The organism is Rhizobiaceae bacterium (genome assembly GCA_023953845.1).
Classification (GTDB): domain Bacteria; phylum Pseudomonadota; class Alphaproteobacteria; order Rhizobiales; family Rhizobiaceae; genus Arvimicrobium.
In genome coordinates this window covers 2,712,455-2,737,587 of the sequence record JAMLJC010000001.1, presented here as the reverse complement: position 1 = coordinate 2,737,587, position 25,133 = coordinate 2,712,455, and the positions used below count along the sequence as shown (strand labels likewise).

The window sequence follows — 25,133 nt, the reverse complement described above, 5'->3', positions numbered from 1 at the left end:
GGCCTTTTTCGTCAGGGCTCCAGCCAGGTGTCCCCGAACTCCTCGTGCATGCCCTTGTGGGCGCTGTACTCCGCCGATTTCCGGTAGCCGCCGAGCCACACCGCGTCGGCGGCGCACAGTGTGTCCGCCTGCAGCTGCGCCTCGAACAGGACGGCGCGGCGGTACCGCTCCTTCGGCGTTTCCGGCAGGGCGACGATGTTGGCGCCCTTCGGCAGATGGGCGGTGCGCGCGGTCTCGATCGCGGCGACACGCGCGGCGGCGACCGCCTCGGCATCCTCGTGGATGCGGGTCACGCTGGCGGCGTCCATTTCCGCGATGATGCGGAGCTGCTCGGCCTCCTCGCGGGCCGAAAGCGCCCGCGTCTCGATCCGGCGTTCCGACATTGCCTCGATCGCGGCGGCGATCTGCGGGGTGGAATGCGTCTCCTCGCGTTTCGGCAGCGCGATCACGTTGCCGGCCTCGGCAGCGCGCTTCTCCGCGTCGCGCTGCGCGACGTCGAGGGCGCGCTCGATCAGCGGCGCGCCCTTGGCGATGCGCTTCATCTCCGCCTTCATCTCGCGCGTCCGCTCGTCGAGCAGCTCGCGATGGATTTCCTTCGCCGCCTTGACCAGCGTCTCCGGATGCAGGCCCGAAAGCTCGGGACAGATCGCCTCGGCGAGAAACGTCGCGCCGTCCTCCGTGAAGGCGTAGATGCGGCCGGCGTCGTTCGGGTCCTGCCGAGCGAAGACGACAGTGCCGGGCAGCAGCGTCGGCGCGAGATAGAAACGGTGGTCGTTCCGGATGCCGAACTTCGTGACGGTGCGCTGGCCGTTCTGGCCCACCACCGGCATCAGCAGGACGTCGAGTGCCCGCTCGTCGACACGGCGGATGGCGGCCGTCGAGCGCAGCGCCATCTGGTGCGGCGTCTCCTTGTTCAGCCCCCCATGCGGCCGATGCTGGTAGATGTCCCGCGCCCACCCGTCGACATGCGCCTGCAGCTTCGCGCCGGTCAGCGTCACGCCGAAAGTCTCGGCCTCCGTCTCCCCGAGGCGCTTCGCGAACGATTTGCGGTTCTCGATCGCCTTCCGGTCGGCGACGGAATGGCCGACATAGCCCGGCAACAGCGGGCCGACCTGATGCTGGAAGGTCCGGATAACGCGCTCCACATGCCCCTTCTCCTCGGGCGAGTAGGCGTTCGACGTGTCGGGATCGATGCCCAGCGAGGCAAAGAGGCGTTTCGTTTCCAGAGCGACGAAGTCCGAGCCGTTGTCGGTGACCACCATGTCCGGCACGCCCCATTCCAGCACGGCCTTGCGCAGGAGCAGCGCGACGGCGGAGGCGCGCGGCGTCCGCGAGACGAGCCAGACGGTTCGGCGCGTGGCGATGTCGATACAGCCATAGATTGAATGCCGGCCGTCGACGCAGAGCGCGTCCACCGGCGAGGCGTCGATCTGCCAGAGCTGGTTCGGTTCGGTGACGTGGCGCAGCGTGCCGACGCCGGAAAGGGCGAGCGTCGAGCGGTACTGGTCGGGATTGGTGAGCTTGATCAGCTCGACCCTGTGCTCTTCCTTCAGCCGCTTCAAGACGTGTTGAAACGTCCTTACAGGCGGCAGCTCGATGTAGGTCTTCTCGCCCTTCAAGACGACATGCACGATGTCGCCGAACTCCGCGCGGCATTGCACGCGGACGGCATCGGCTGACAGGTGCGGCTGGTGCGCGATCAGCCCGAGCATGAAGGCGCGCACCCTGCCGCCATTGGCCTGGTCGAGGATGCCGGTGCCTTTTCGCGACTGTGCCGGATCGTGCGCCAGCGCCTCCGTGCCGCCGGCCCGCTTCTTGGCGCGGAAGCGCATCAGCGTGCGCTTCGACAGCGAAGGCACCGCCTCGCGCACCCATTCGTCCACCGCGAGGGAACCGGCATTGTACTTGTCGACGAAGATCTGCACCCGCGTCGCGAAATTGAGCTGCACCGACCGGCTGAAGCGGTCGAAGGCGGCGACGATCGCCAGCCGCGCATCGCGCGCCAGCTGCGCCCTTGCACTTAGGGAGGGAGCCGAAAGCGACGGCGTGGCCGGCGTCTCGGGCAGAGCCGGCTCCGGCATGTCGACCCGCATGCGCTTCTGCGTGAACGCGACCTGCGCCAGCAGCGGCAGCAACGAGACATGGTATTCCGTCGCGCCGCCCCGGCCGCCGCGCTTGCGCGCCAGCGACGTGCCGTCCCAGCCGTTCCGCTCGGCGATCAGCTGCACGCCCCGTTCCGTCGACGGTATGTCCGGCAGGCATTCGGCGGCGATCTCCCGCGCCGTCAGCCATTCGCCGTCCCTTCCCCGCGCCGGCGATGTTTCGCTCGGCACCCGCATGGCAGTCATTCTCTGGTCTTCCTCTCGGCGATGTAGGCGCGGATGGCGGGCTCGTGCTGCTGGCAGAACATCAGCGTGTCGAGCACGGCGCGCATGCGGGTGAGGCAGAGATCGGCCTCGGACTGGCGCATCTTTCCGGCGGCGACACGCGACGGATACACGTTCTGACGCAGCGCCAGCTCGCGGTGCACCTCGGCGATCTGACCGGCGATGGAGATCTTGTCAGCCATGCCGGACCTCGCGATTGAAGGCGCCCGTCCATCGGGAGGAGGAGGATGGACGGGCGCTGTCCGGGGTCGCCTGGGAGGAGGTAGACGCCTCGGTTTTCTGGAGGGTGCGGATGGCGATCGCCGTGTAGCCGGCGAGCTGTTCGGTGAGATGCCGCCGGGTCTCGTCGTCGTCGCTCCGCGCGATCAGGATTTGCAGCCGGGCGAGCCATCGCGCATCCTTGGCGGGCAGCAGGAAATAGTGCCGGCTGCAGAAGACGCCGGTGGCGTCGCCGTCGCAGTCCGGCATGGCGCAGCGATGCGGCATCATGGCCGCGCTCCCGCAGCTTCGTCGACCCCTGCCTGCTCATCGACAAGGCCGGCCGGCCCCATGAACCGCCGCCAGCTCTCCCGCAGGAAGGCTGGGACATCCTTGCCCGCATCGACAAAGGCGCGGTCCAGCAGAGCGGGCGTCACGCCGGCCGAGACCGCTTCTGGTCTGACGCCGCTGGCGGCAGGCTCGCACAGTTCCGTGAGCAGCGCCGCGAGCTGCCTGCGGTCGGACACCTCCAGTTTGAGCGTCGCGGCCGGAGGCAAACCCTCCGCGACCCGATACTTCTCGGCGTCCGCCTTCATGTCGAAGAACCGCCGCTGGACGTTGTAGACGATCATGACCGCACCCCGCCGCAGACGGTGCAGAGGCGCGTATGGCCGGGGCAGCCCGGCGCGATCGTGCCGCCGGGGCAGCCGCAATAGGGCCAGCAGTGGCAGTCGAAGAAGCTGCCCGTGCCGTTGCAGGCCGGGCAGTCTACCGCCGCCCGAAAACGTGCCTCTGTACCCGGCGATGCTGCTCGATCTCGCGCCGGGCCTGCTTCCGCCCCAGCCGGATGAAGAGGAAGTGCAGCGGCGTCAGCACCGCTGCCCAGCCGATCGTGTAGAGCGTCAGCCAGCCGAGGATCGTCATGGCAGCATCCGGGCTGCGAGAACGACTGCGGTGAGTGTGTCGAGGCCGAAGCCGACGACGGCGCAGAAGACGACGACCGCCACCAGCGCGCAACAATCCTGAAAAGTGTCCAAGGCGAAATTCCCTTCATCGTTTCGCTCTCCACTCCGCATCCGCCGCCTGTTCTTCTCGTTCGGCGCGTTCTCTGAGTTCGCGCGCCTTCTCGCGGCGCAGCAGCGCCTCGTATTTTTGGGGGATGACGATCAGCCCGGTGTCTTCGAGCAGCACGTTGAGCGCGCGCGCGTCGCCGGTGACCTGGATGAGCGCCGCGAGACGCAGCGCCGGGATCGAATGCTGGTCCTTGGCCTGGCTGGCATACTGATCGAGCATCGCTTTGGAGACCGAGCTTTTCAGGATGTCGGACATGGCGGCGGCGATGTCGGCGCGCGGCATGTCCGCCTCGTCCAGCGTCAGCGCCACCGCCTTCGACAGCCGCCCCGACAGCGAGTAGGCCTTCACGGCCTCGTCCTCGAACCGCTCGACCACGGGCGCGGGCTGGTACTCGCGAAAAAGGTCGACGGTAAAACTGTCGCGGCGGCGCGGCGGCATCATGCGCCTCGCTCTTTCAGCCAGAGGCGGATCGCCGCCTCGTGCAGGTCGAAGAAACGGAATTGTTCGGCCGGCTTCATCGCCGAGAACGACGCCGCGAGCTTCTGCCAGCGCGGCTCGGCCTGCGGTTTCGGCAGCCGGTCGAGGATGGCGATCGCCTCGGTCACGCTCGCCGGAGCGTCCGGCACCGCGTTGAGCAGCTCCGCGACCTCGGCCTGCCGGGCGGCGGATTGCGCGGCCAGAAGCAGCAGCTCCGACTGGTTGTCGGCGATCGGAAGCAGCGCGATCAGGTCGCGGGTCTCTGCGTCGATCGACGCGATCTTCACGGCGTTGAAAATGCTGCCCCGGGAAAGACCGAAAGCCTTCTGCGCTGCTTCGGAAAAACTCAGTCCAAACTTTGTACTCAGTTCTTCTGGATCGACATCCTTGCGCTTTCGCCCGCCCTTGTTCAGCAGGTGGGTCGCCTCGTAGATTTCGCGCCACCGCGCGATGTCAACGGCCCGGTCGAGCACGGAAAGAGCGCGGTGCGCGAGGTTTTCCGTGATCTCCCGCAGCGTGATCTCGGCCTCGCTGGCGAAGTCCGAGGGCTGTTTGATGGTCGCCCGGATCGTGCGCCAGCCGATCAGCTTCGCGGCGGCAAGGCGATGCCCGCCGAAAACCAGCCGGTATCGGCCGTCCTTCTCGATCACCTCGATCGACGTCGTCTGGCCCTGCGAACCGAAAAGGTCCGAGAGTGCTTCCACCCGCGCCGGATCGAGTTTGCGCCGGCCCGGCAGCACGTCGACGAGCGCGATCTCTATGTCAGCGGCGACGCCGTTCGTTGACGGATTGGCCGTCATGGCCGGCCTCCAGTGTCAAAACCGGCCTGTCGATTTGGCCTATGCAGCGCGGCGGGCGCGTCGTTAGATGCAGAGGCAACGCGGTGCCGGGCCGTGCGGCGACATGGCCCGGCACCACCCATCCCATCGGGCAAAGGAAATGCGATGGAACAGGAACTGGAAAAGCGTATCGCGGCGCTGGCCGCGCGCGTCGGCAGTCTGGAATTGCTGGTGGAAACGCTGCTCGGCAGCGAGATCGCACGGAGCGCGCGGTTTCGCACCGCCCTCGACGAGTTGTATCCGCGAGACGGCATCACAGGCCACCTCGACCGGGCAGAGGACGAGGCGCAGCGCAAGCGCCTTGTGATGATTGAGACCTATCTGTCGGATCGGTTGCGGGAAGGTCGACGCCAGTCTTCAAGCTTTGCGTGACGGCAAGGTCCTTCCGCACGATCTCAAGCGCGCGCTCGAAAAGGTCGGGCATGGCGGCGCTCATGCGGCGCTCCGCGCCGGGGAAATCGGACTCGCGCCCAGCTTCTCGTATTTGCTAGAGAGGATGGTGGCAGTCCGCTTTGGATAGCGGTCCTCGAAAAGCTCCTCGACCGGCTCGCCCAGGAAAGCGGCGATCGCGGCCTCGGCTTTGACGTTGGGCCGGTTCCAAATATGGCGCACGGAGTGAGGGCTGATGCCGTAAATCTCGGCGAGCTTCGCAAGGGTCATGCCCCGGCTGCGCAGCTCGGCAAGAATAGTGTGTCGGTTCCATTTCTTCTTGGCCATCGGACTTCCCGATTGGAAAGCGGAGCGTGGAGCGGTCCGCTTTTTGTTGATCGACGCAGTACAAAAGTGGCCCAACAACACCGGCCACAAACGTAGCTTTGTTCCAAATATGGAATCCAGTCAAGCCATATTAGGAACGTGATGGGGAAAATTTGTCCTAATATGGAACCATCGAAGGATCAGCAGCTGCTGGAGCGGCTTCGGCAGGCAATCGGTGACGGGGGAGGCGTGAAAGCCATGTCAGCGAAGACCGGCATCCCGGTCGGCACGCTCAACAAGTACACGGCGGGCACGTCGATGCCGTCCTTCGACAAGGCGGCGAAGATCGCGGAGGCTGCTGGGATGTCAGTTGCAGAGTTGGCCGGCGAGCCGCCCCGGCAGACGCAAAGCCAGAGCATGAGCGGCCGAGCGGTGCTGCCGGCCGAGGCGTTGCGCGTTGCCGACGAGGTTCTTCGGCGCGTCTACCGCGAGGAGGGCGTGAAGCTGCCGGCCGACGCGCTGATGCCGGAAACGCTGCGCCACACCCAGGCGATGATCGACCGCATGGACGATCCGGCCGATGCCGCCGAGGCGCGCGCGCTGGCGCCATGGCTGGAAAACAGGGTCAGAAGGGAATTGCAGGCGGCTGCAGCCGCGCCCGGTACCGGCAAACGCGAGGTTTCCTGATCGTCCGCTAAGGCGTGCAGGGCTTCGCTACGGCAAAGCTCCGCGCGCGCCGGCAGGCCGCCGGGCAACAAGTCTCTGCGATCGGGTAAACAGCCGCGTCCAGCTACGTCGCGTTCAGCGTCGCCATCATCTTCACTCCCAAACCCAACACACGGCCCCGCCGGAAGGATGCCGTCTCGGCACGCAGCACGCAACCGCGACGCGTTAGTCCACCTGTGTCAGTTGTATGCGGTTTACCGGCGTCGCGGATTTCGGAGTTCGACCGCCGACCATCGCTGGTCTCGCTGGCCGCAACGCCTTGGATTTCCGCCGTTTCCAACCGATTTCCCGCCTCGCCGGGAAACTCCGAACGCGTTTCGGAGTTCGCGCCGTTCCGCGCCGCAGCCGTTTTCCGCGCAAAGCCTTGTGGCACAAGGCCGCGCGCCGTTTTTCAGGTGCCATCCGAAGTTGCGCGCGTCGCCCGCCGACGGCCGTTTTGGTGCCAAGTGAAGTTGCGCGCCGCCGTTTTGCCCGCCGCCGGCCTCTGATCCTTCAAGCGCCCTTCAACGCCTTGCAAATCCCGGCTTTTTCCGCGCCCGCTCGCCTGATCCCGGCTAATCCCGGCTAATCCCGCCAGGTGCCATCTGAACTTGCGCGTTACAGTTTCTGGAGGGGCTGAAGGCGAAGCCTCAACCCTACTATGTGTCCGACGTACAGGCGGTCGGCTTACGGGTGCGCGTCGCCGCTGCGGGAACGCTCACTTGGAACGTGACATACCGAATCAAGGGGCAAACGAAGCCAAGGAGCATTTCGCTCGGCGTCTGCGATCCTGTCGGGAAGGAGGGCCGCTCACTCGCCGAGGCCAGGACGCGCGCAGCCGAGCTTGTGAAGTCGGCCCGCGAAGGGCGCGACCTGCTCGCGGAAGAGGCGGAGGCCAAAGCCGAGAAAGACGAGGCTCTGACGGTTGACGGACTGATTACCGCATATGTCAAGTCGGTGAAGAGCATCAGACGGAAAGGCGGCGCGCTCAGGACTGCTGATGATATCGACCGGCGCCTTCGCCGAGCGCTGGCTAAACACATGGTGAAGCGTGCCGACGCCATAAGGCGTTCGGACATCTCCAAGATGCTCGATGATCTGGCAGAGAAACACCATCGCGAGGCCGAAAAGCGGCGTCAGACCATAGGCGCGATGTATCGTTGGGGCCTCGCGAAAGGCTACGTCGCCGTTGACCCGACTGCTGGCACGGCCGCTTATTCGGGTGCTGCGCGAGCGGAAGGACTATTCGGGAGGTGCGTCTTGATCGACCTCCGCCACGCTGCTCATCTTCTTGGCGGTGAAGTCTCGGCCGGGCGCATTCTCTGCCCCGGTCCCGGCCACAGCCGTCATGACCGAAGCCTCTCCGTCCGGTTCTCCAATAATGCCCCGGACGGGTTCCTTGTGCAGTCGTTCGCAAATGACGACTGGCAGGAATGCAAGGACCACGTTCGCCACTTCCTCGGGCTGGATCAGTTCCGGCCCGGCGAGCGCCAGCCCGACGAAATTCGTCGCCCTCGTTTCGAGCGGCCGGACGAACCAACAGACGACACGAAGCGGAACAAGGAACGTGCGCTCGCCATCTGGAGCGAAGCAATTCCGATCCGGGGTACGCCTGCCGAAACCTATCTCGCAAGTCGCGGCCTGTCTTATGACGGCGCTGCTCTGCGCTGGCATCCAAGATGCCCGTTCGGTCGCGGCATGCGTGTCGGCTGCATGGTGGCCCTTGTCCGCAACATCGTCACCGACGAGCCGCAGGCGATCCACAGGACGGCGATAGGCCGGGACGGCAAGAAGCTCTCGCATCTTGGCTCCAACGGCCGGCTGACGTTGGCGCCGATCCGTGGCGGGGTGGTCAAGCTCACGCCGAACGAGGACGTGTCCACTGCGCTCGGTATCGGCGAAGGCATCGAGAGCGTCTTGTCGCTCCCCATCGTTGCAGATGTCCCGAACCTGCCGGTGTGGTCGCTGCTATCTGCCGGACCGCTCGGCGAGTTTCCTGTCCTGCCCGGAATAGAAGCACTCTGGATCGCCGTCGATCACGACGACGCCGGTATTCGGGCCTGTCGCACCACAACCGCCCGTTGGATGGCCGCAGATCGTCCCGTCACTCACGCGGCATCGGAAAAGCCCGGCGACGACCTCAACGACCTTTTGCGCGAGGTGGCCTGATGGCTAAGCGGCCTAAACTCTCCCTCGTCCAGACCGACCCGCGTATTGCCCCACCGAAACCGGATATCGTCACCGAGGATACGGCGGCGCTGGCATTCACGGAGAAATTCCGCGACCGCCTGCTCTACTGTCACGACACCGGCGCCTGCCTCCGAAGAATGCCAATGCGCATGCCGACGCACATTCCAGCCCTTTTGGCTGGAATGTTATTAAACCGAGGCGTCGAATCTCTCGCCCCAGTTCCATGGCTTTTAGAACGTTTCCTCCTGACGAATTGAACGCGACGACGGTCGCTCCGTGCGTCTGAACCACGTCCGAAAAGTCTTTCAATTGTTGGGAGACATCGAAGTCGCCGGACACGATTACGACGGTCGTTCCGGAGGAGGTCTTGATGGGTTCGAAAGTCAAGCGAGCGTGGGCAGAGATACTCGTCCCCACGAGTATCGCCATCGCCCAGAACACAATCGCCCGCAGCAGACGCACGACAAAAACCCTAAAACCCCACGAGGAGAGTATCCTTGTTGGTCTCGCGTGTCGATCATCCTTTGCGGGATGCCGTGAGATTGTCCGATTCGTGGCGAACACCCGTGGACACGTACGGACACGCTGGGACAGCCTGGGAGAGAGTTCTCAACCATTTGATATTGCTAATCTTTCTGTTCTGTCGCAATTGTCGTGACGTGCGGATTCTGATAGGCTGCGAGGCAGCAAATCGGAGATGATCCCATGTGCAATTGCCCTACGAAGACGGGAATGCTTCAGATCCGGGTGACGCCTGACGAGAAGCGTCTTCTCGCCGATGCCGCCCGCAGACGCGGCGTCACAATCAGTGACCTCATCCGCCAGACCTCGTTCGAAGCTGCGCAATAGGCGGTTGCCGCCTGATGAGCTACACCGTCGCGCCTCCCGCCACGCTGATGCAGGTCTGGCGTCTTCACCGCAACGAATGCCGTCCTATCGGCAAGCTGGTTGCAGAGGCCCGCTCCGGCGCGCTGCCCGGTGTCGCTCCGGCTCCGTCCGGTCATGGTTTCATCGTCACCGACCGCCAGCAGGCGCTCGCCGCCATGCTGAAGAAGAAGGATGCCGCCTGATGGCAAGCTTCATGGACGCCCTGAACGAAATCGACGCCCAGGCGCTAAACTACTTCCCGCCGGCCCCGTCCATGCCCAACAACACCATGGGCGGCCTCGGCGGGCTCGGTGGAGCGCCACAGCAGCAGGGAGGCGGGTTCCGAGGCTGGTTGCAGCGGCCCGGCGTGAACAACATGCTTCAGGCCATCGGTTCGAGCCTGATGACGAGCCCGCGCAACAACGCACTCCAGAACTTCGCGGAGTTCTACGACCGGTACGACCAGCGCTATCAGAAGCAGCAGGAAGGCCTTCGCGACCGCACCGCCATCAAGCGCGTGCTGATGCAGTACGGCGCATCGGAGCAGGAGGCGGAGCAGCTTTCCTACAACAGCAATGCCGCCGAGCTGTGGCTGAAGCAGCGCACCAACCAGAAGAGCCTTGAGGCGGACAAGGCGTTCAACGACAGCCTCGCCGGCATCGGGCAGGGAGGTACGGAAACCCCCGGCGGCCCTTTCGCTGGTAGTGTCGTTCCCCCGGTTCCGAGCGCGCTGACCGACAGGCGGCCTCTGTCCTCCATTGCCACGGACCCTTCGTCCGAGCGCCGACAGGTCGCGCAAGCAGATGATGTCGCGTTGCCGGGCGCTGGATCGGGAACGCTGGATCAGCTCTACAGCCGCCGGGATGCCTATGTGAATCTGGCCCGGAACACCAAGAACGCGGAGCAGCTTTCGAAGCTGAAGGTCTTCATCGACAACATCGATTCGAAGATCGAGCGCGAGGAAGAGCGCATCAAGCCCACGGAGTCGCTGCGCGAACTCGCCGCGATCAACCAGCAGCGCGACGCGCAGGGCCTGCCCCGGTATCGGCTCGATGAGTGGCAGCAGTTGAAGGCGAAGTCCGGCGCCACGACCATCGATATGAAAGGTCCGTCGAAGTACGACGAAGGGACATGTCTACTTCGATGACCCTCAGAACCGGGGCATCCGTACCGCAGTCGGCGTGCGGCAGCCGGGGCAGATGGCCTACGACATCGTGCCGGAGGAGACGGCCGCCTCCCGTGACATCCTCTCGGAGGTGTTCGGAAGCCCGCAGGCATCCCGGCAGTCGGTGACGGATCAGGTCTTCGGCTCGGGGACGCCATCGGCACGGCCCGGCATCCTCAATGATGTTTTCGGGCCTCGCACCGGGACGGCCGCCGCGACGGCGAGCACCGGCCTCGCGCTCGGCGCGCTGGACGACGGCCCGACTGCGGAGTGGGACGGGACATTCTCCAGCCCGCTCGGCGCGGTCACGGATCGCACCACCAGCGGGTTCGGCCTCCGCGACGCTCCGAACACCTCGCTCGGCGTCGGCAGCAGCAACCACGCCGGCATAGACCTCGCGGAGCGCGGACAGGTGGGATACGCCGCGAACGCAGCCGGCCCCGGCATGGTGACCCACGCCGGTCCTCTCGGCGGGTATGGCCTTGCGGTCACGGTCGAGCATCCGAACGGCTTCAGCAGCGTCTACGGGCATCTTCAGGACATCAATGTCTCTGTCGGCGACGAGATTGCCAAGGGAACGCCGATTGGCCGTGTAGGAGCTTCCGGAAACGTGTCCGGCCCGCATCTGCATTTCGAGATGCGCGACCGGCTCGGACAGCCGGTCAACCCGAGGGATGTGGTGGACTTCACCCGGCGCGACCTTGCCGCAACTCCTACCTCGCGCCCCATGTCGCCGACCGAGCAGCGCAACGCTGCGGCGGCTTATGGCAACATGGCGGCCTCCATGGCGAATGCCGGTGTGCTCGGCGTGGGCCGCACCGCTACATCCTCCGGGCTCCCTGCCGGCTTCGACACGGCGCGCTTTGCCGGCGACGTGATGCCCTCCCGATCGTCCGGCGCACCGTCCCCCGCCTCGTCGCAGATGGCGGCCTTTGCCGGGCCTCAACCCTCCCGCAGTATGGCCCCGGCCTCCATGCCGAGCCCGGAGCGGTTTGGCTATGCGCCTGCCGCCGCTTCGCAGGCAAAGGCGGGTGGCTTGGGAGGTCTCGGCGGTATCGCCGCAAGAGCCTCGCCCGATCCGGCCCGCTTCGGCCCTGCGGAAATGACCAGCACGGAAAAGACCGGTAGGCTCTCCAGCACGGTCACGCCGTCCACGGCGACGCCGATGTCGAACATGCGGGACACGATGACGGCCGGTCTCAGCCAGGACCCGCACGTATCGATGGCCGCACCGCACAGCGTGTCGTTCTCCAGCGCCTCGCTGAGCCCGATGGGGATGCTCCCGTCGAAGTATTCGGCACCGCTCGGCCCGGCATCCACGTTCAACCCGGCCCCAAGCATCTCGATGACAAACTACAAGGGGCAGATCGTGACAGCGCCGGTGACGACGCTTCCGACCAGCGTTGTCCCGCTAGCGCCGCCGGCAGTAAAGACCCCGACCGTCCAGCCCATGGTGACGCCGGTTGCGAAACAGCCCGTCAGTCCGCAGACGACGGCCTCCATACCGACGCCGCGTCCGTCCTTCAGTGCCTTCGACGTCTATTCCGGCAAGGCTCCGGCTGGCTATCAGGCTCCGGCGACGGGCGGCAATCTCGTCAGCCGGGATCAGTTCGGCAACACCCATGTCACCAACAGTTTCGGTGTGACGACGGTGACGGACCCGAGCGGGCGGCAAATGGGCAATTGGAGCGACCTCGGCAAAGGCATCAACAGCGCGCTCGACAAGGCCATGGACCGGATTTCACCGGGCATGGTCGGGGCCGTCGTGGGTGGAGCGATAGCCGGCTTCCCCGGCGCGGTCGCAGGGTATGCGCTCGGCAACCGGGCGTCGGGCCAGACAGGGCAAAAATCAGGCGGTCTTGGTGGATTGGGCGGTTTCATATCCGGCCTGTTCGGGGGTGGCGACAGTAGCGGCTCGGCCGGCAATGCGGGTGGTCGCGTTGGTGGTGGTTCTTCTCGCGGTGGCGGTGTCGGTTCGCCCGGCGCTGATCGCGACCATGCAGGAAATCGATAGGAGACGAAATCATGGATATGCCCGTCAGTCCCGACGAATGGCGCGTCTTCGGCCCGCGCCTGATCGATGAATACACGAAGCTCACCCATGACGCGGTTCGCGATCCGGGCAAGGTGAGCGATCTGATGGCGACGCTGGTGAACATCGCCGGCCGTCCCCGCGACGACGCGCGGCCCGATCACGAGGCGGGCGTGGAGGTGTTCGACATGGTGTGTACCGCTCATGCGGTCCTGTCGGCCGCCGAGCTGTATGGCGATGAGCCGGAAGAGCGTGCAATGGCCCGATGGCTGCGCAGCATGGCGATGAGCTACCTGTTCATCGTCGCGAGCCAGATCGGCCATATGGCTGCACGGGCCGTCAAAGGCGATGACAGGCCGGAGACGCTGCATTGACCCTTGATGATTACAGGCAAAAACAGGGGAGGCCGCAGCTTTGAGCGAGCATCGCTTCAAGCCGGGAGAATCGGGCAATCCCCAGGGTCGCCCGACCGGTTGTCGCAACAAGGTCAACCGGGCATTGGACGCCCTTGCGGAGGGCGAAGCGAATGCCATCGCTCAGGCAATGATCGAAAAGGCCAAGGAAGGTGACGCCGTTGCCGCCAGGACCATCCTTGATCGCGTCTGGCCTGCCCGCAGGAGCGCGCGCATTCAGTTCGACCTACCGCCCATCTCCCGATTGAATGAGATGCCTGCGGCAATCGAGGCCATCAACCGGCAGGTGGCGGATGGCGATCTGTCGCCGGAGGAGGGTGCGGTCATCGTCGGCCTCGTGGAAGCGCATCCGGGCCAGTCGTGCGCACCACGCGAGCCGCGCGTCATCGCCAAATCCGGAGTATGGGGACCAGCGTCATGAGCGGTGTTGATACACGGCAAAAACACGGACTTATGGACCCTTGGCTCCCCGGACAGAGTGGAAACCCCAAGGGAAGACCGAAAGGCGCTCGCTGCCGCCTAAGCGAGGCGTTTCTGGAGGATCTGCTCGTATCATGGGAGCGCGAAGGCCCTTCGGTCATCCGGCGCGTCATGGAGACGAAGCCCGACGTCTACCTGAAGGTGGTCGCATCCTTGCTACCACGCGATATCAACATCTCGTCGCCGGCCGAAGGCATGTCCGATGCGGAACTCGTTGACCGCATACGGAAGCTGGATGGGCTGCTGCAACCGTTCATCGATAGCATCGTCGGTGATGACGATCTGAACTAGAGGATGAGTAGATGGCAATCGGCAGGAAGACAGGCGGACGTCAGAAAGGCACGCCCAATCGGGCGACGACCGCGCGACAGGTTGAAATCGCAGCCTCCGGTCTCACGCCGCTGGAATACCTTCTCGGCATCATGCGGGATGAAGAACTGCCCGTCGAATTGCGGTTCGAGGCGGCGAAGGCTGCTGCGCCTTATGTGCATCCGAAGCTGGCGGCTATCGAGCACTCCGGTCCAGACGGCGGCCCCATAGAAACGCGTGAAGTCTCTGACACCGACCGCGCCAAGGCCATGGCGTTTCTTGCGACAAAAGTGAGACGGCTCGCGACGGCGCATCAATGACCGCAAGCGAGCGGCGTGAGGCTTCGATGACAGCGGCAGAGCCACCACGCCAAGCAACGCCGCTGCACATCATTGCCGCTGCCGATGCGCCGAAGGAATGGGTTAGACAGCGTTGCGGCCACGATTGCGCGATTGCAGCGCTGGCGAGCGCGATGGACGCCACATACGAGGAAGCGGCCGCCGTGTTCGGCTTGACTCGCGATCCCGTCACCGGGGCCGTGCTAGGCATAGACACCGGCATGATGATGCTGGAGCTTGGCGCTCCGCTGCTGCGGAACGGATGGACCGGAACGCTGCTGTTTTGTGACGGCATATCGCTGGTTGCTGACACCAGCGCTCCGGCCGCCGCCCGCGTCGCGGTGCAGAAACGGGAACTCGCGAACCTGCTTTCCGGCCGGCGGGCGATCCTGCAAGTTTGGAAGAGGGACGAACTCAGCGGTCCTGCCCAGCATTTCGTTGCGTGGCGTGATGGCGTGGTCATCGACACCGTAGAGAACGGATTTGCGATCTACGCCCTGGATGGCATCAGGGTCATGCTGGCGCTGGTGCTGGAGCCCTGCCGGTTAGGCCGAAATCCATCATGAATGGCGGGCGGAGGTGGAAAGCGGGCTCTTGCTGCACTACAGTGCCACCACACCGTAGGAGTTAACATGGCGAAGTTCCTCGCTCTCTACATCGGTTCGGCGACGGATGCGGAGAAGGCCGCTTCACCGATCAGCCCCGAGAAGCAGTCGGAAGGTATGTCCGCGTGGGGCGAGTGGATGAACCAAAACGCTGCTCATATCAAAGATGGCGGCGGCCCCCTCGGCAAAACCAAGCAGACCTCACGGTCTGGAATTGAGGACGGCCGAAATAGTCTAACCGGCTATGTCATCGTTGAAGCGGACACGCACGAGGCCGCAGCGCGCCTTTTCGAAAACCATCCTCATTTTACTATCTTCCCCGGTGATGCCGTGGAGATCATTGAATGTCTTGAAATACCGGGAATGTAGCGAATTGGGATGGCTTCAACCCTCGCCACCGTCCTTTGGCGGCCGAAACATCCGCCATATGCAGTATCCCGCCACTGCGAGTGGCAGTAGAGGCAGCACGATATCCAGCATCTAGGCGCGGCTCTCCTTTGATTTCGCCATTCTCACGCCGATGCCCCACCGTTCTCGGGACGAAATACCACGGGGCTGAAGTCGGACTTATGCGAACGCGAACAGGTCACCGCCCAGCATCACCGAATAGCCGTCCGGATAGACGTCAGCTACCAGATCATCGATCGCATCCGAATATGGTCCGGCACCGCTTTTCACCGCCTCGTTCAGGATCGAACCTATGGCAACAATCTTCGTGGCGTCATCCAGATCGACACCGGGCCGTACCACACGCTGCTCAGCAACGTCCTCATAGTACCCATGCGCGCCCATGAAGAAATTGTAGGCGCCGCCGGTCAACGGCTTGCCCATGATTTCCTCATAGGCGAGCCGCACGGTTTGCTCGAACGATAGTGATCCGAAAGCGGCATCGAAAAACGATTTGCCAGCGCCTTCCGTGCCAAGATTACTGGCGAAATTGATGTACCGGTTCTCGGTGTTGAAGGCGGAGTAATAAGGGTCGGATAGATCGGCGGAGTTCTGCGGCGAATTGATCAGGTAGGCGAAGCCGCCCGAGTTCGGAATCCATCCAACGAAGAACTGGTAGGTTGCTGCGACGATTTCAACGTTGCCGGACTGCTTGTACCAGGCTGGAGCGCCAAACAGATCGGAGATGACAATCGAACCATCGGCTAACGTTGCCATCGCTTCTACGTCGAAGTACCGGTCGATACCCTCGTTGCCATTCGCGAAATTGACATCTTGGACGTCATAAACGCCTGGGCTTATGTATGTGACCAAATAATCACTGAGCCGGCCGGGCAGGACCACAGTGTCAAATCCAGGGCCGCCGTAGATTTCGTCATCTCCAGTTCCAGGCGCGATGAAATCGTTGCCGGCGTAACCGGCTAGGCGGTCACCATAGGACGAGCCGAAGATGTCGTCGCTCCCATTTAGGACATATGATGCCAGCCCCGGCGTGTCGCCGTAGGCTATGCGGTCGATTACATACGGAGCCGAGGCGTTTAGGTTGTACGCCTCGTAGGCGACGCCGCTTCCATAGTAATACACGACCTCGGTAACCGTGCCGCCTGTGACGTAATTGCCCGAATAGCTGATCCCGTAACCAGCGATGACGAACGTCCAAGCGCCGTTGACCGCGACGATTTCTGTTGAACTCAGCCGCGTAACATATCCGGCAGGCAAACTGCCGAAAACCATGTCAGTCGCCAGATAAGCTGCGTAGGTTGCCATCGCCCTCTCCCAAGGAAAGCCGAATGAAAGCAACCAGATTTCCCTATGTCAAATCTCAGCATCGCGTCTGAAAATGCAATTCACTTGCAGCCAGACCCTATCATTCTGAAAGATCAGGCTTTGTGATCAGTCGGGCACCCGTACCGCGCCCGTTCGTAATCTCCACATTGTGAGCCGCGTAAGCCCGTTTAATCTTATCCTTGGTGGTCTCGGTCGCGGTCCCCGTGGTCTCGAACCGGTGAACTGTGGTGAAGGCTATCCCAGCGTGGTCAGCCAACTCGCGCACTGACCACTTCAATATAGCGCGCGCGGCTCGGTTCGCTTCGGGCGTGAGATCAGCCATCTGCAACTCCAACTTAAAATTTGCGTACACTTGTAACTTTTTATTGACGGGCATACAAGCGTATGCGATACATACACTCGTAACCGAATTGAAGCAAGCCGCTGAGGCAGTCCAACGCTCGTATTCCCGAGCGAATGCACAGCTTTTGTCTTGGAGATGTCACCATGCTCAACCGCTCCGCCATTCTCGCCGATGCCTGGGCCACTTATCGCCGCCTTCAGGCTGGCCGTCCCTTCAACCGCAAGACCTTCGGCTTCTACCTCGCCTGCGCATGGGATCGCGCCAAGGCCAAGATGCTGACCGAGGTGGAGCGCCGTCGCCAGCAGATCGAGCGCGAGATCGAGATGCTGAAGTTCAAATCCTTCCGCATCGATATCGGCCGGCGTGAGCAGGCGTTGCGGGCTCAGCTTCAGGCGCTGGCGGCATAGGAGACGATGACGATGAACGCCATCACCAGACGTGCCGTTCTTGCTGGAATATCTGTCGTTGCGACTCCGCCCTTGGCGCTGGCGGCAGGAAGCGCAGTCAATCCGCCGGAACACATGCCGGTACATTCGGCCGCACCGGAAGACGACGCCGCATTGCTCGCGCTCGGTGAACGTTTCGAGGAGCATTTCGCGACCGAGGAGGCCGCACGCATCGTCGGTCGCGAAACAGGCGATTGGGACGCATGGGACGCGGCTTATGCCGAGACCTCAGCCGTGGTGCGTGAAATCGAAGCTGTCCGCGCCACGACGCTTCGGGGCCTTCAGATCAAAGCCCGGTGCATTCAGTGGTGCTACGGCGACGACCCCATTTCGTTGATGGACGAGCACACGACCGACATTCGGCTTGCGCATCAGATCGTGCGGCACCTTCTGGCGCTGCCGTACCCGCCAGTCTCCTAGCCTTTCGACACCATCACAATCGAGGAGAATACCGATGCCGAACACCGTTCCGGCAAACACCCAAGGCTTGCCTGCAATCAACCGTCGCCGCCTGCTCGGCGGCATCGCGGCGGTATCGACCGCCTCGGCTGTTGCGGGGGGCAGCGTGGCGCTTGCGACCTCAGTCGAAGCCACGGCGCCGATGTCGGCAGCAGAGCGCTTTCAATTTCATCTGGAGGGGTTGAAGGCTGCGGCCGTGGAGTTGGACCCGCGTATTGGTTCTTGGCAAGTCACCCGCGCGGAAGATGCTGATCTGCACTGTCCTCTCGCCATTTCCGCGCATCGCGTGACGGGCCGTTATGAAGGTGACGGCATCTACGAAGGGGCGTCGGAGAACTTCCACGGCAGGCGAACCAAATATCATGTCCGGTTGCTGAAAACCTGCATCGACGGGAACCGAGCCTTCGATGTGCGGACCTCCATGGATCGCATGGTTCTGGCCGAGCCTCGGCTGAACACCTTCATCGGCAGGAGGGTGTCATGACCACTCCCGCCCTCCGTCATAGCTTCGATGATCTGTCGGCCACCTATGGCCTTACCTATTCCGGCAACGAGTTCGAGCCCGAGTTCTGCGACGGCGACACGCTCGTCTTCGACAGCGCCGAGAAGCCGAGAGCGGGCGATATTGTCGCGATATGGCTCCGCCCCGAGCATGTGCACGAAGGGCGATCCCAGGTCGCGATCTATCGGGTTCACATGCCGCTGCCGCCCGGCTTCGTCCTGCCGTTCGACATAGACCCGGACTCCGAATGCGAGCCGGTGCTCATCCTGAACAGTCCGGTCGATCCGAAGCGGACAATAGCCATCCCGGCGAGCCGGTTGCTCGCGGTGCACTGCCTTGTTGCGGTGCAGTTCCGGGAGTGCGAGGGCGAGGAAGGAGGTGAGCAATGAGCGCCCTCGCATCCGCCCCGGAATACCGCGCCCTGATGATGTTCGACCGGCTCCCGGCCGGCTGCATCAGCTTCCAGTGCAAGGACGTGAGTTCCATGCCGCATGTCAGGCCCGGCGAGTTCGTGGTGGTCGATACCGCCGTGCGGACGCCCATTGCCGGGGAACTGTTCGTGGTGAAGTTCGGTCCTGAGCTTGGTCATCATCACATCTGCATGGTCCGCCGCCGCGAGAATATCCGCTGGTGCGATATGTCCCACGGCTCCGGAGGCTGGACGGTCGGGGCGGTGTCGAACGATGCCGCTCGCCGCGCCGTAGCGAGGATGCAGGCGGAACGCCCGGCAGGCATGTCGGACGTGGAGTTCAACCACTATTTCATCCGCGCCAATCTCGGCGTCGGCGCATGGGTCGAAGGCCCTTATCAGGATGCGGGGCAGAGCTACGAGCATCTGTGCTCCTGCCTCGTCGGACAGGTCATCGGCCTCTATCAGCCGAAGGGAGGCGCGACATGAACATCCGCGCCGACATACCGACGCCTTCCACCCGCCGCAGCATCGAGGATGCGATAGAACGCCTGCTGGCCCTGCTGGACAGGATGGAGGGCGATCCGGACCTTGAGGCGAACGGCGACGAACGCGACGCCAGTTGGCCAGAGGGGTACAGCGGGGCCAACTTCGGCGCTGCCTGCGAGGATGACGAAGACGGCCACGACGCCGAGGCGGACAAGGCCGACGCCGAACCGGAGCTTGGCTGGACCGAGGACATCAACCAGGCCACGTCGCTGCTCGTGCGGGGCGGTGTGGCGGAAAGTGGGGATCTCTTCCTCGGCTGGCCTGAAACCTGCGGGCAGGGCCAGGATGAGTACGACGCCGGCAGCAAGCCGGCGCCCGGCATCGATCCGGCGGGCGACGCAATTGATGGTCCTTCGCTCGACTTCCGGGGCGACGGGCATCCGATTGCAAAGAAGGAACTGCGCAAGGCCAAGCCGCGCAAGGAGCCGAGGATGATCGGAGAGAAGCGCCGACTGCTGGCGGACGGCTCGTTCTTCAAGACGCTCGTCGGCGATGACACCGATTATGTGTTCCGCGCCGTCCGCCGGCTGGAGAGAACGACGCTGGAGGAGCTTGAGGAACTGGCCCGCCGCCAGCCGCCGGGCATCATATGACGACACCTGAGTATTCTTTCGCCCAACCATCGGTAGGCTGAGCCCACCGCCATGACGGCCGCGTCTGAATTTACTCCATGCGACCTCTCCTGAACGCCATGCTTGTAACGAATTGCCACCAGCAGAACGATATGGGAGAGTAACAGGTATGGGGGACGGAACGCGCAGGATACTTCTGGCCTTTGCCTTGTTCATGGCTGTGATACCCGCGGCCAACGCTCAGGAGGACAAATTTATCCTTGAGCAGTTCCAGAAAATGGGTTTGCCGGAACCCGATCTAAAGGCATTGAAGCAGGCGAGACAGCAGCGGGGCCTTGAGGCGAAAGTGCTTCTGGTTATGGAAGTTTCCAAAGCCTGCCCCGGTTATCTCACAGACGACCATAGGCTTATGAATGTTCTGGCAACGGCCGGGTCGAACGCCACGCCAACGATGCTTATGGAGATCAATCAAAATTCCAAGATGCGGGCAGCGAGTGCAGACGAGCCGAAGCCAATCGACTGCTCCAATATCTTTGCGCGGTTTGGCCATTCGGGATCCGAATTGATTGACGCGCTTGTACCCGTCCCAACTCTACTCGCTACCGCCGATCCTGCCGCTGATTCCGCTCGCTAGCTCCTGCCCCCCGGGATTTCTGTCATTTAAGTCAATTTTGTCATTATGGGGTGAGGCCTCTTCCGGGCCTCATCGGTCGAGAAGTGTAGCAACCGTAGCAACTGTAGCAGGCCCCGGTCCTGATTTCGGCGTGGCGGGAGGGATTTTGAAGGTTTTGAGGGTGCCTGTTCTGGCGATTGTGCGAAAATTCGCCCCGGTGCGCAGCGCCACCCTCATGTCACTCTCCCCGCAGCGCCGCTTCCCGTCTTTCAATCAGCACCAATTTGACCGATAGCCCGGTTTCCATCGCACGGCGTACCCCTCGCGCATCAGCACTTCGCCTGCGGTCGTGCCGTTGCCGAGCCTGACCACGACAAGCGGCCGGCCATACCTGTCTCGCTTGCCGCTGTCCTCAACCTGTGTGCCGCGCTGGTCCAGCAACTCTTGCAGCCGCAACTTGGCCTGCTCACCCAGCAGCCGTTCCTTTGCGCACTTTGCGTTGCCGATCTCCGGGGCGTCATAGCCCGACTTGTTCGGAGCGCCAGGCCCCATGTCTCGCATGCGTTCTGTGCCGCAGCGGACGGTGTCGCCGTCGACCGCAACCAGAGTGGAGCATGACAGCACGGTTGCGGCGAAAAGGCCTGCAAGCGTCAATGACATTGCTTCAAGCCCAATGCGATCAGATCCGAGACGGTTGTCACGCCTTTTGTAAACGCTCCATACTTATCTCTCTTCATCAGGTCTTGGTGGTCTAAGTAGCCACGTGCCGCCGCTTGTCCTCGCGCTTTCCCATTGAGGGCGTACGTCTTCCCGTCAGCCTTCATAACAACTGAACTGCCTGGCGGATCACACGTAACTTCAGCGCTGTCGAACGGAAAAGGCCAGTCATCGCCGTAACTGGCGCCGCTGACCTGCGCGCCCCCGTATGAGGCAGTCGCGGTACCGGTTGCCACGCCAATGGCGAAAATAAACTGCCAAGCAGTTTTCATAGATTCCTCCCCTCTCACTCCATCTCGCCGATGCGCCCTTCCTGAAACAGGATCGTCGGCTCGCCGTACTCGCCGATTGCAGGATTCGCCTCGCGGGACCAAGCCAGCACGCCGGCATGCTTGTTGATCAACGCCTTGCTGTGCGGATCGCGCGTTCCTCGCTCTGCTGCTCCGCCGGGCCGAATGCTACCTGCAGCGTGCCTTCCTCGTCGTCATCGAAGGCCACGACGACAATCAGCTTCGGTAGCTTCTGCTGAGGCGTGATGCTGGACATGGCGCTCCTCCGTGGAGAAGGATGTGGGCAGAGGCCGCGAAACGTCAACGGTGGCTATGAGGGACGGCCGTGCCTCAAGGTCATTCGAGACGAATCCACACCGGAGCGGCACAACGGCGGCAAATCCGCCACCGTGGCGGATTTAGGATGCGCTTGGGCCACACACCCGATTTCTGTCAATTAAGTCAATTTTGTCATGAGGGGTGAGGCCATTTTCCCGCGCCACTCCTGAAGCAATAGAGCGTCCGGTGCCGGTGTCGAACGGCTGGACGGCAACGCGCCGCACGATGGCGTCAAATGCAGCTTGGGAATTGCGTGTCTTCAACTCGCACGCGGCGGTCCGGAACCTTTCAACTTGAGGCTGGCCCATTTCACCGGGAGAGTCAGGTGCAGCGCGGGGCTCATAATCGAAGGGGCTCGCGCCTCGGATACGGCGCGACATGAAAGTAGCTGTCCGGCGGGTTACTTCCAGGATTCGATGGAGGTGGTGCGAGGATATCTCCTTCTTTGCCGAGCAGAGGAGGTGAATGGCCTGAAGCCACTTGTGCAGCGGGGTGTGACTTTCCTCGAAAATCGTCCCCTTTCGGATGGTGAACTGCACCCCGCAGTCGGAGCAGGTGAATAACCCGTAGCGCTCAACGCCATTCGGGTGCTTCTGAGAAGCCTTCGTGCGGACTCCTTTGATCGGGTAGTGTCTTTTCATCGAGCGGCAGTGAGGACAAGCCATCCCACCCGGCCAGATGGTATGCTCGACGTATTCGAAAGCAGCGGCTTCGTCGTGGAAATACGGCTTGTTCAGAACGGACATGCCCAAAAGCTTGGCTTTCGCTACTTCAGGCGCCAGATCGCCTTTTCACGGCGTGCCTTCTCGTCTTCGGTGAGAAGAAAAGTCGGCAGCAGGCGTAGTAGGGCCAATTGTAGATCGGGCGGCAGAAGCGAGAACATTGGCAACCGTTTGCATGCCAGTGCTGAAACTTCAACACACTGCGCGCGATGATATTCGCGGAATCCACTTCCAAAAGCAATGACCGGCAGACTGCGGTAAGGCGATGTGTCACCCCCTAAAAAGCAGGCTACCACGGAGTCGCGCGATGACTTTTCTGACATCACGTCGCGTATTGAGGAAATCATCATGACGCCTAAAAGAGCGAGGCGCTGGCCGGTTTCGTCCTGTTCACAATTTCAGCACGACTGGATGCACACTGTTCACCCACACGCCGTATATCGCCAGGCGGTGGGATGAGAACATGAGCCAATGATTTCATTCACGGGGATGTGAAGCGGAGCATTCAGCGTGGCTCAGTTTTGAACCCATTGTTGCTATGTCGTTGGCATAGAAAGCGATCCGAGCCGATTTCTTTGGATAAAGACGTTTAATTTCAGATAGTTGTCAATTTGAAGCCAAAGGCGGCACCAGCCCTTGAACCACCGGGTGCGCTGTGGAATCCAGATGCGCGCGCGCTCCGGCGCCTCCTCCAGGGTCGGAAGCGAGATCGTCTCCGTGCGATAGCCGAAACGCAGCAGGCGCGCGCCGAGATCGGCGTCCTCGGTGACGTTGAAGGGGTCCCATCTGCCGACCTCTTCCAGGGCCGACCGCCGAAAATGGTTGGATGTTCCGCCAAGTGGCAGCAGCAACCGCCGTTTCGACAGCCATGGCAGCAGCCCACGGAAGAGCGCGGCATATTCGAAGGCGAAGGAACGTGCGATCCAGCTTCTGCCGCCATTGGTGATCTCGAGCGGAGCCTGGAGGCAGGCGACCTCCGGTCCGGCCTCCTGAAAGCGCTGCCATGCCTCGATCAACTGCCGTGGATGCGGTCGATCCTCGGCGTCGTAGAGCACGATGAACGCGCCGCGGCAGGTTTGCATCGCATAGTTCAGCGCCTTCGGCTTGGTGCGCGGACCATGGTTCGGCACCTCGACCACCTGCATGAAGGAGGGCGGACGGGCGGCATGGATGGCGGCGATCGTCCCGGCGTCGTCCGCCTCGCAGACGAGCTTGACGTCCAGCTTGCTCGCCGGCCAGTCCAGCTTGCGCAGAGCCGCGACGAGGTCGCCGGCGATCTCGGCCTCCTTATAGAGAGCGACCAGCACCGAGTAGATCGGAAGATCCGCCGGACAGGGGCGCTCGGTATCCGGCTTCAGGGTCTCGCCGCCGCCGGCCAGCGCCGCGAAGCGCAGCGCGACGCAGGACAGGAAGAAGAAGGTGAAGACGATGTGCAGAATACCGAAGGTCGCCGCCGGCCACGTCCACATGGCGATCGGCAGTCCGATCGCCAGAGCCCCGGCAACGCAGCCCTGCCAGGCATTCACCACCGTTCGGGCGGAATAGGCCGGATGCCGGGTGAAAAGATCGAATGTGGCGATGTCCGAAAGCAGTGATTTCGAGCGTTCTACGAGAGCCCGCCGCAGCGCGCCTGCCGTGACGAGGCGAAGCCGGCGTGCAGCCTCGGGAACGGCGCGAGCGTAATCGGCAAGCGTGCCGAACTGGCTCGTCTCGACCAGAACCCTGGTGTCGGCGCCGTCGGTGAGGCGAACCACGATCGTCGGCTTCGTGGTCGCAAGCAGCGCCGCCGCCTGCCTGTCGGGCAGCACCAGCGAGTCCGGGTCGACCTCCTTCTGCACCTCAAGCCCGAGTTCGTCGGCCATCGCCTGCGCGAGCTTCTCCTCGCCGGAATATTCCAGCGCCAGAACATTCGCCTTGATGGAGGTGCCGTTGCGTTCGGCGGCCGCCGCGATCCTGACGGCATCCTCGTCGGGAATGCCGAGCCGTTCGAAAACGCCCCACCATTGCGAGAGTTCAGGAAAGATCCTGTCGGCTGCGAGGCGCGCCGCCGAGTATTCCGGGCGCGGTGCGAAGCCATGGAGCGCGCCGCGGCCACCCGGTCGCTCATCGCCAAAGACGTCTGGACCGGAACTGCGCATTCTCCGTTACAATCCATTGTCCGCCGGCGGAAGAGACCGACAACAGCCGATCCCGCTCATCCGCACACCCGCACCCCTGTTCTCCGCCGTGCGCGCCGCCCCTGCCCATCGCCCTCGACGTCCGCGCTGGATGGATCGCCGCGCATGGCGGGCGCGGCGGGAAAAATCAAACAGGAGACGATATGAGGGTGACGCATCGAAAGACGCGAACGGCTCTTCCGCTGCATGAAACCGGCACCCGCAACAGAGGAAGACGCGATCGTCTGCTAGATGAGCCCTCTGCGAATTGCTTCCGCGACTGCGTGCGTGCGGTTCACGGCGCCCAGCTTCGACTTTGCGCTGAGCAGATATTTCTCCGAAGTATGCTCCGAAACGCCTATTATCTGCGATATCTGACGCTCGGTTTTGCCAACCGCCGCCCACGCAAGACATTCGATCTCGCGCACGGACAGGCCGAGCGATTCCACATGCGTATTCTGCAAGATTCTTACCCCCGTCGCCGCTAGTCTTTGTTTTTTCTTCATTTTATTATTGATTTGTTAAGAC

Annotated in this window: 36 protein-coding genes and 1 pseudogene; 20 read left to right on the top strand and 17 right to left on the bottom strand. The window is 63.0% G+C overall.

The window, feature by feature from the left end; genetic code table 11:
- Nucleotides 1–11 precede the first annotated feature (11 nt).
- The 7 genes from M9955_13275 to M9955_13245 form a co-directional block, all read right to left on the bottom strand.
- A complete protein-coding gene (locus M9955_13275) occupies nt 12–2,348 on the bottom strand; it encodes a DDE-type integrase/transposase/recombinase (GenBank protein MCO5082612.1) in 2,337 nt (778 codons plus the stop codon).
- Nucleotides 2,345–2,569, bottom strand: a complete 225-nt coding sequence (locus M9955_13270) for a hypothetical protein (protein ID MCO5082611.1) — start codon at nt 2,567–2,569, stop codon at nt 2,345–2,347. Before M9955_13270 ends, M9955_13275 begins: the two co-directional genes overlap by 4 nt.
- Nucleotides 2,562–2,876 (bottom strand): hypothetical protein, encoded by a 315-nt coding sequence (locus M9955_13265; protein MCO5082610.1) that lies wholly within the window; start codon nt 2,874–2,876, stop codon nt 2,562–2,564. Before M9955_13265 ends, M9955_13270 begins: the two co-directional genes overlap by 8 nt.
- Nucleotides 2,873–3,217: a hypothetical protein gene (locus M9955_13260; GenBank protein ID MCO5082609.1), complete on the bottom strand. Its 345-nt coding sequence runs from the start codon at nt 3,215–3,217 to the stop codon at nt 2,873–2,875. The genes M9955_13265 and M9955_13260 overlap by 4 nt, the downstream gene beginning before the upstream one ends.
- 136 nt (nt 3,218–3,353) lie before the next feature.
- Nucleotides 3,354–3,509, bottom strand: coding sequence for a hypothetical protein (locus M9955_13255; GenBank protein MCO5082608.1), 156 nt, complete (start codon nt 3,507–3,509; stop codon nt 3,354–3,356).
- Nucleotides 3,510–3,635: 126 nt separating this feature from the next.
- Nucleotides 3,636–4,100 carry a hypothetical protein gene (locus M9955_13250; protein MCO5082607.1) on the bottom strand — a complete coding sequence of 155 codons (465 nt, stop codon included), beginning with the start codon at nt 4,098–4,100 and terminating at the stop codon, nt 3,636–3,638.
- Nucleotides 4,097–4,936 (bottom strand): ParB N-terminal domain-containing protein, encoded by an 840-nt coding sequence (locus M9955_13245; GenBank protein MCO5082606.1) that lies wholly within the window; start codon nt 4,934–4,936, stop codon nt 4,097–4,099. Before M9955_13245 ends, M9955_13250 begins: the two co-directional genes overlap by 4 nt.
- A gap of 144 nt (nt 4,937–5,080) precedes the next feature.
- Between M9955_13245 and M9955_13240 the strand changes: the two genes are divergently transcribed.
- Nucleotides 5,081–5,347 (top strand): hypothetical protein, encoded by a 267-nt coding sequence (locus tag M9955_13240; protein ID MCO5082605.1) that lies wholly within the window; start codon nt 5,081–5,083, stop codon nt 5,345–5,347.
- Between the two features lie 60 nt (nt 5,348–5,407).
- Here the strand turns inward: M9955_13240 and M9955_13235 are convergent, their stop codons facing one another.
- Nucleotides 5,408–5,692 carry a helix-turn-helix domain-containing protein gene (locus M9955_13235; protein ID MCO5082604.1) on the bottom strand — a complete coding sequence of 95 codons (285 nt, stop codon included), beginning with the start codon at nt 5,690–5,692 and terminating at the stop codon, nt 5,408–5,410.
- A 237-nt stretch (nt 5,693–5,929) separates the two neighbouring features.
- Here M9955_13235 and M9955_13230 point away from each other — a divergent pair, with 237 nt between their 5' ends.
- The 12 genes from M9955_13230 (at nt 5,930) to M9955_13175 (ending at nt 15,144) form a co-directional block, all read left to right on the top strand.
- Complete coding sequence (locus M9955_13230) at nt 5,930–6,358, top strand: helix-turn-helix domain-containing protein (GenBank protein ID MCO5082603.1); 429 nt, start codon at nt 5,930–5,932, stop codon at nt 6,356–6,358.
- 711 nt (nt 6,359–7,069) lie between these two features.
- Nucleotides 7,070–8,545, top strand: coding sequence for a toprim domain-containing protein (locus M9955_13225; protein MCO5082602.1), 1,476 nt, complete (start codon nt 7,070–7,072; stop codon nt 8,543–8,545).
- Nucleotides 8,545–8,823 (top strand): hypothetical protein, encoded by a 279-nt coding sequence (locus M9955_13220; protein MCO5082601.1) that lies wholly within the window; start codon nt 8,545–8,547, stop codon nt 8,821–8,823. The genes M9955_13225 and M9955_13220 overlap by 1 nt, the downstream gene beginning before the upstream one ends.
- A 606-nt stretch (nt 8,824–9,429) precedes the next feature.
- Entirely contained in the window at nt 9,430–9,636 is a 207-nt protein-coding gene (locus M9955_13215; protein ID MCO5082600.1) for a hypothetical protein, read from the top strand.
- Nucleotides 9,636–10,580: a hypothetical protein gene (locus tag M9955_13210; GenBank protein MCO5082599.1), complete on the top strand. Its 945-nt coding sequence runs from the start codon at nt 9,636–9,638 to the stop codon at nt 10,578–10,580. Before M9955_13215 ends, M9955_13210 begins: the two co-directional genes overlap by 1 nt.
- A 52-nt stretch (nt 10,581–10,632) precedes the next feature.
- Entirely contained in the window at nt 10,633–12,612 is a 1,980-nt protein-coding gene (locus M9955_13205; GenBank protein MCO5082598.1) for a peptidoglycan DD-metalloendopeptidase family protein, read from the top strand.
- An 11-nt stretch (nt 12,613–12,623) separates the two neighbouring features.
- Nucleotides 12,624–13,004, top strand: a complete 381-nt coding sequence (locus M9955_13200; GenBank protein MCO5082597.1) for a hypothetical protein — start codon at nt 12,624–12,626, stop codon at nt 13,002–13,004.
- A gap of 40 nt (nt 13,005–13,044) precedes the next feature.
- Complete coding sequence (locus M9955_13195; protein MCO5082596.1) at nt 13,045–13,464, top strand: DUF5681 domain-containing protein; 420 nt, start codon at nt 13,045–13,047, stop codon at nt 13,462–13,464.
- Nucleotides 13,461–13,814 (top strand): DUF5681 domain-containing protein, encoded by a 354-nt coding sequence (locus M9955_13190; GenBank protein MCO5082595.1) that lies wholly within the window; start codon nt 13,461–13,463, stop codon nt 13,812–13,814. Before M9955_13195 ends, M9955_13190 begins: the two co-directional genes overlap by 4 nt.
- A gap of 11 nt (nt 13,815–13,825) precedes the next feature.
- Nucleotides 13,826–14,152, top strand: a complete 327-nt coding sequence (locus M9955_13185) for a hypothetical protein (GenBank protein MCO5082594.1) — start codon at nt 13,826–13,828, stop codon at nt 14,150–14,152.
- On the top strand, nt 14,149–14,736 hold the full coding sequence (locus M9955_13180) for a hypothetical protein (protein MCO5082593.1): 588 nt from the start codon (nt 14,149–14,151) through the stop codon (nt 14,734–14,736). Before M9955_13185 ends, M9955_13180 begins: the two co-directional genes overlap by 4 nt.
- Before the next feature lie 66 nt (nt 14,737–14,802).
- The gene (locus M9955_13175; GenBank protein MCO5082592.1) at nt 14,803–15,144 is read left to right on the top strand and encodes a hypothetical protein; all 342 of its coding nucleotides are present in this window, start codon (nt 14,803–14,805) and stop codon (nt 15,142–15,144) included.
- A gap of 198 nt (nt 15,145–15,342) precedes the next feature.
- Here the strand turns inward: M9955_13175 and M9955_13170 are convergent, their stop codons facing one another.
- Both M9955_13170 and M9955_13165 read right to left on the bottom strand, forming a co-directional pair.
- Nucleotides 15,343–16,488 carry a hypothetical protein gene (locus tag M9955_13170; GenBank protein MCO5082591.1) on the bottom strand — a complete coding sequence of 382 codons (1,146 nt, stop codon included), beginning with the start codon at nt 16,486–16,488 and terminating at the stop codon, nt 15,343–15,345.
- A 100-nt stretch (nt 16,489–16,588) separates the two neighbouring features.
- Nucleotides 16,589–16,831: a transcriptional regulator gene (locus tag M9955_13165; GenBank protein ID MCO5082590.1), complete on the bottom strand. Its 243-nt coding sequence runs from the start codon at nt 16,829–16,831 to the stop codon at nt 16,589–16,591.
- 164 nt (nt 16,832–16,995) lie between these two features.
- Between M9955_13165 and M9955_13160 the strand changes: the two genes are divergently transcribed.
- From M9955_13160 to M9955_13130, 7 genes are all read left to right on the top strand, one after another.
- Nucleotides 16,996–17,259: a hypothetical protein gene (locus M9955_13160; GenBank protein ID MCO5082589.1), complete on the top strand. Its 264-nt coding sequence runs from the start codon at nt 16,996–16,998 to the stop codon at nt 17,257–17,259.
- A gap of 12 nt (nt 17,260–17,271) precedes the next feature.
- Nucleotides 17,272–17,718 (top strand): hypothetical protein, encoded by a 447-nt coding sequence (locus M9955_13155; protein MCO5082588.1) that lies wholly within the window; start codon nt 17,272–17,274, stop codon nt 17,716–17,718.
- Between the two features lie 34 nt (nt 17,719–17,752).
- Nucleotides 17,753–18,241 (top strand): hypothetical protein, encoded by a 489-nt coding sequence (locus M9955_13150; GenBank protein MCO5082587.1) that lies wholly within the window; start codon nt 17,753–17,755, stop codon nt 18,239–18,241.
- Nucleotides 18,238–18,648 carry a S24 family peptidase gene (locus M9955_13145; protein ID MCO5082586.1) on the top strand — a complete coding sequence of 137 codons (411 nt, stop codon included), beginning with the start codon at nt 18,238–18,240 and terminating at the stop codon, nt 18,646–18,648. The genes M9955_13150 and M9955_13145 overlap by 4 nt, the downstream gene beginning before the upstream one ends.
- A complete protein-coding gene (locus tag M9955_13140; GenBank protein ID MCO5082585.1) occupies nt 18,645–19,157 on the top strand; it encodes a hypothetical protein in 513 nt (170 codons plus the stop codon). Before M9955_13145 ends, M9955_13140 begins: the two co-directional genes overlap by 4 nt.
- The gene (locus M9955_13135; protein MCO5082584.1) at nt 19,154–19,810 is read left to right on the top strand and encodes a hypothetical protein; all 657 of its coding nucleotides are present in this window, start codon (nt 19,154–19,156) and stop codon (nt 19,808–19,810) included. Before M9955_13140 ends, M9955_13135 begins: the two co-directional genes overlap by 4 nt.
- A 148-nt stretch (nt 19,811–19,958) precedes the next feature.
- Nucleotides 19,959–20,423 carry a hypothetical protein gene (locus M9955_13130; protein MCO5082583.1) on the top strand — a complete coding sequence of 155 codons (465 nt, stop codon included), beginning with the start codon at nt 19,959–19,961 and terminating at the stop codon, nt 20,421–20,423.
- A gap of 252 nt (nt 20,424–20,675) precedes the next feature.
- Here the strand turns inward: M9955_13130 and M9955_13125 are convergent, their stop codons facing one another.
- The 7 genes and pseudogenes from M9955_13125 to M9955_13095 all read right to left on the bottom strand — a co-directional run bounded on the left by M9955_13125 (nt 20,676) and on the right by M9955_13095 (nt 25,111).
- The gene (locus M9955_13125; GenBank protein ID MCO5082582.1) at nt 20,676–21,062 is read right to left on the bottom strand and encodes a thermonuclease family protein; all 387 of its coding nucleotides are present in this window, start codon (nt 21,060–21,062) and stop codon (nt 20,676–20,678) included.
- On the bottom strand, nt 21,053–21,391 hold the full coding sequence (locus M9955_13120; protein MCO5082581.1) for a YebY family protein: 339 nt from the start codon (nt 21,389–21,391) through the stop codon (nt 21,053–21,055). Before M9955_13120 ends, M9955_13125 begins: the two co-directional genes overlap by 10 nt.
- Before the next feature lie 14 nt (nt 21,392–21,405).
- Nucleotides 21,406–21,665, bottom strand: a pseudogene (locus M9955_13115) (hypothetical protein).
- Nucleotides 21,666–21,807: 142 nt separating this feature from the next.
- The gene (locus M9955_13110) at nt 21,808–22,473 is read right to left on the bottom strand and encodes a transposase (protein ID MCO5082580.1); all 666 of its coding nucleotides are present in this window, start codon (nt 22,471–22,473) and stop codon (nt 21,808–21,810) included.
- A gap of 20 nt (nt 22,474–22,493) precedes the next feature.
- Nucleotides 22,494–22,799 carry a hypothetical protein gene (locus tag M9955_13105; protein MCO5082579.1) on the bottom strand — a complete coding sequence of 102 codons (306 nt, stop codon included), beginning with the start codon at nt 22,797–22,799 and terminating at the stop codon, nt 22,494–22,496.
- Between the two features lie 186 nt (nt 22,800–22,985).
- Complete coding sequence (locus M9955_13100) at nt 22,986–24,587, bottom strand: glycosyltransferase (GenBank protein ID MCO5082578.1); 1,602 nt, start codon at nt 24,585–24,587, stop codon at nt 22,986–22,988.
- A 266-nt stretch (nt 24,588–24,853) separates the two neighbouring features.
- On the bottom strand, nt 24,854–25,111 hold the full coding sequence (locus M9955_13095; protein MCO5082577.1) for a helix-turn-helix transcriptional regulator: 258 nt from the start codon (nt 25,109–25,111) through the stop codon (nt 24,854–24,856).
- Nucleotides 25,112–25,133: the final 22 nt, after the last annotated feature.

Bases quoted from the DNA above. Each gene is read 5' to 3' on its own strand.
- M9955_13275 (MCO5082612.1), bottom strand. From the start codon at position 2,348: ATGACTGCCATGCGGGTGCCGAGCGAAACATCGCCGGCGCGGGGAAGG.
- M9955_13270 (MCO5082611.1), bottom strand. From the start codon at position 2,569: ATGGCTGACAAGATCTCCATCGCCGGTCAGATCGCCGAGGTGCACCGC.
- M9955_13265 (MCO5082610.1), bottom strand. From the start codon at position 2,876: ATGATGCCGCATCGCTGCGCCATGCCGGACTGCGACGGCGACGCCACC.
- M9955_13260 (MCO5082609.1), bottom strand. From the start codon at position 3,217: ATGATCGTCTACAACGTCCAGCGGCGGTTCTTCGACATGAAGGCGGAC.
- M9955_13255 (MCO5082608.1), bottom strand. From the start codon at position 3,509: ATGACGATCCTCGGCTGGCTGACGCTCTACACGATCGGCTGGGCAGCG.
- M9955_13250 (MCO5082607.1), bottom strand. From the start codon at position 4,100: ATGATGCCGCCGCGCCGCCGCGACAGTTTTACCGTCGACCTTTTTCGC.
- M9955_13245 (MCO5082606.1), bottom strand. From the start codon at position 4,936: ATGACGGCCAATCCGTCAACGAACGGCGTCGCCGCTGACATAGAGATC.
- M9955_13240 (MCO5082605.1), top strand. From the start codon at position 5,081: ATGGAACAGGAACTGGAAAAGCGTATCGCGGCGCTGGCCGCGCGCGTC.
- M9955_13235 (MCO5082604.1), bottom strand. From the start codon at position 5,692: ATGGCCAAGAAGAAATGGAACCGACACACTATTCTTGCCGAGCTGCGC.
- M9955_13230 (MCO5082603.1), top strand. From the start codon at position 5,930: ATGTCAGCGAAGACCGGCATCCCGGTCGGCACGCTCAACAAGTACACG.
- M9955_13220 (MCO5082601.1), top strand. From the start codon at position 8,545: ATGGCTAAGCGGCCTAAACTCTCCCTCGTCCAGACCGACCCGCGTATT.
- M9955_13215 (MCO5082600.1), top strand. From the start codon at position 9,430: ATGAGCTACACCGTCGCGCCTCCCGCCACGCTGATGCAGGTCTGGCGT.
- M9955_13210 (MCO5082599.1), top strand. From the start codon at position 9,636: ATGGCAAGCTTCATGGACGCCCTGAACGAAATCGACGCCCAGGCGCTA.
- M9955_13205 (MCO5082598.1), top strand. From the start codon at position 10,633: ATGGCCTACGACATCGTGCCGGAGGAGACGGCCGCCTCCCGTGACATC.
- M9955_13200 (MCO5082597.1), top strand. From the start codon at position 12,624: ATGGATATGCCCGTCAGTCCCGACGAATGGCGCGTCTTCGGCCCGCGC.
- M9955_13190 (MCO5082595.1), top strand. From the start codon at position 13,461: ATGAGCGGTGTTGATACACGGCAAAAACACGGACTTATGGACCCTTGG.
- M9955_13185 (MCO5082594.1), top strand. From the start codon at position 13,826: ATGGCAATCGGCAGGAAGACAGGCGGACGTCAGAAAGGCACGCCCAAT.
- M9955_13180 (MCO5082593.1), top strand. From the start codon at position 14,149: ATGACCGCAAGCGAGCGGCGTGAGGCTTCGATGACAGCGGCAGAGCCA.
- M9955_13175 (MCO5082592.1), top strand. From the start codon at position 14,803: ATGGCGAAGTTCCTCGCTCTCTACATCGGTTCGGCGACGGATGCGGAG.
- M9955_13170 (MCO5082591.1), bottom strand. From the start codon at position 16,488: ATGGCAACCTACGCAGCTTATCTGGCGACTGACATGGTTTTCGGCAGT.
- M9955_13165 (MCO5082590.1), bottom strand. From the start codon at position 16,831: ATGGCTGATCTCACGCCCGAAGCGAACCGAGCCGCGCGCGCTATATTG.
- M9955_13160 (MCO5082589.1), top strand. From the start codon at position 16,996: ATGCTCAACCGCTCCGCCATTCTCGCCGATGCCTGGGCCACTTATCGC.
- M9955_13155 (MCO5082588.1), top strand. From the start codon at position 17,272: ATGAACGCCATCACCAGACGTGCCGTTCTTGCTGGAATATCTGTCGTT.
- M9955_13150 (MCO5082587.1), top strand. From the start codon at position 17,753: ATGCCGAACACCGTTCCGGCAAACACCCAAGGCTTGCCTGCAATCAAC.
- M9955_13145 (MCO5082586.1), top strand. From the start codon at position 18,238: ATGACCACTCCCGCCCTCCGTCATAGCTTCGATGATCTGTCGGCCACC.
- M9955_13140 (MCO5082585.1), top strand. From the start codon at position 18,645: ATGAGCGCCCTCGCATCCGCCCCGGAATACCGCGCCCTGATGATGTTC.
- M9955_13135 (MCO5082584.1), top strand. From the start codon at position 19,154: ATGAACATCCGCGCCGACATACCGACGCCTTCCACCCGCCGCAGCATC.
- M9955_13130 (MCO5082583.1), top strand. From the start codon at position 19,959: ATGGGGGACGGAACGCGCAGGATACTTCTGGCCTTTGCCTTGTTCATG.
- M9955_13125 (MCO5082582.1), bottom strand. From the start codon at position 21,062: ATGTCATTGACGCTTGCAGGCCTTTTCGCCGCAACCGTGCTGTCATGC.
- M9955_13120 (MCO5082581.1), bottom strand. From the start codon at position 21,391: ATGAAAACTGCTTGGCAGTTTATTTTCGCCATTGGCGTGGCAACCGGT.
- M9955_13110 (MCO5082580.1), bottom strand. From the start codon at position 22,473: ATGTCCGTTCTGAACAAGCCGTATTTCCACGACGAAGCCGCTGCTTTC.
- M9955_13105 (MCO5082579.1), bottom strand. From the start codon at position 22,799: ATGATGATTTCCTCAATACGCGACGTGATGTCAGAAAAGTCATCGCGC.
- M9955_13100 (MCO5082578.1), bottom strand. From the start codon at position 24,587: ATGCGCAGTTCCGGTCCAGACGTCTTTGGCGATGAGCGACCGGGTGGC.
- M9955_13095 (MCO5082577.1), bottom strand. From the start codon at position 25,111: ATGAAGAAAAAACAAAGACTAGCGGCGACGGGGGTAAGAATCTTGCAG.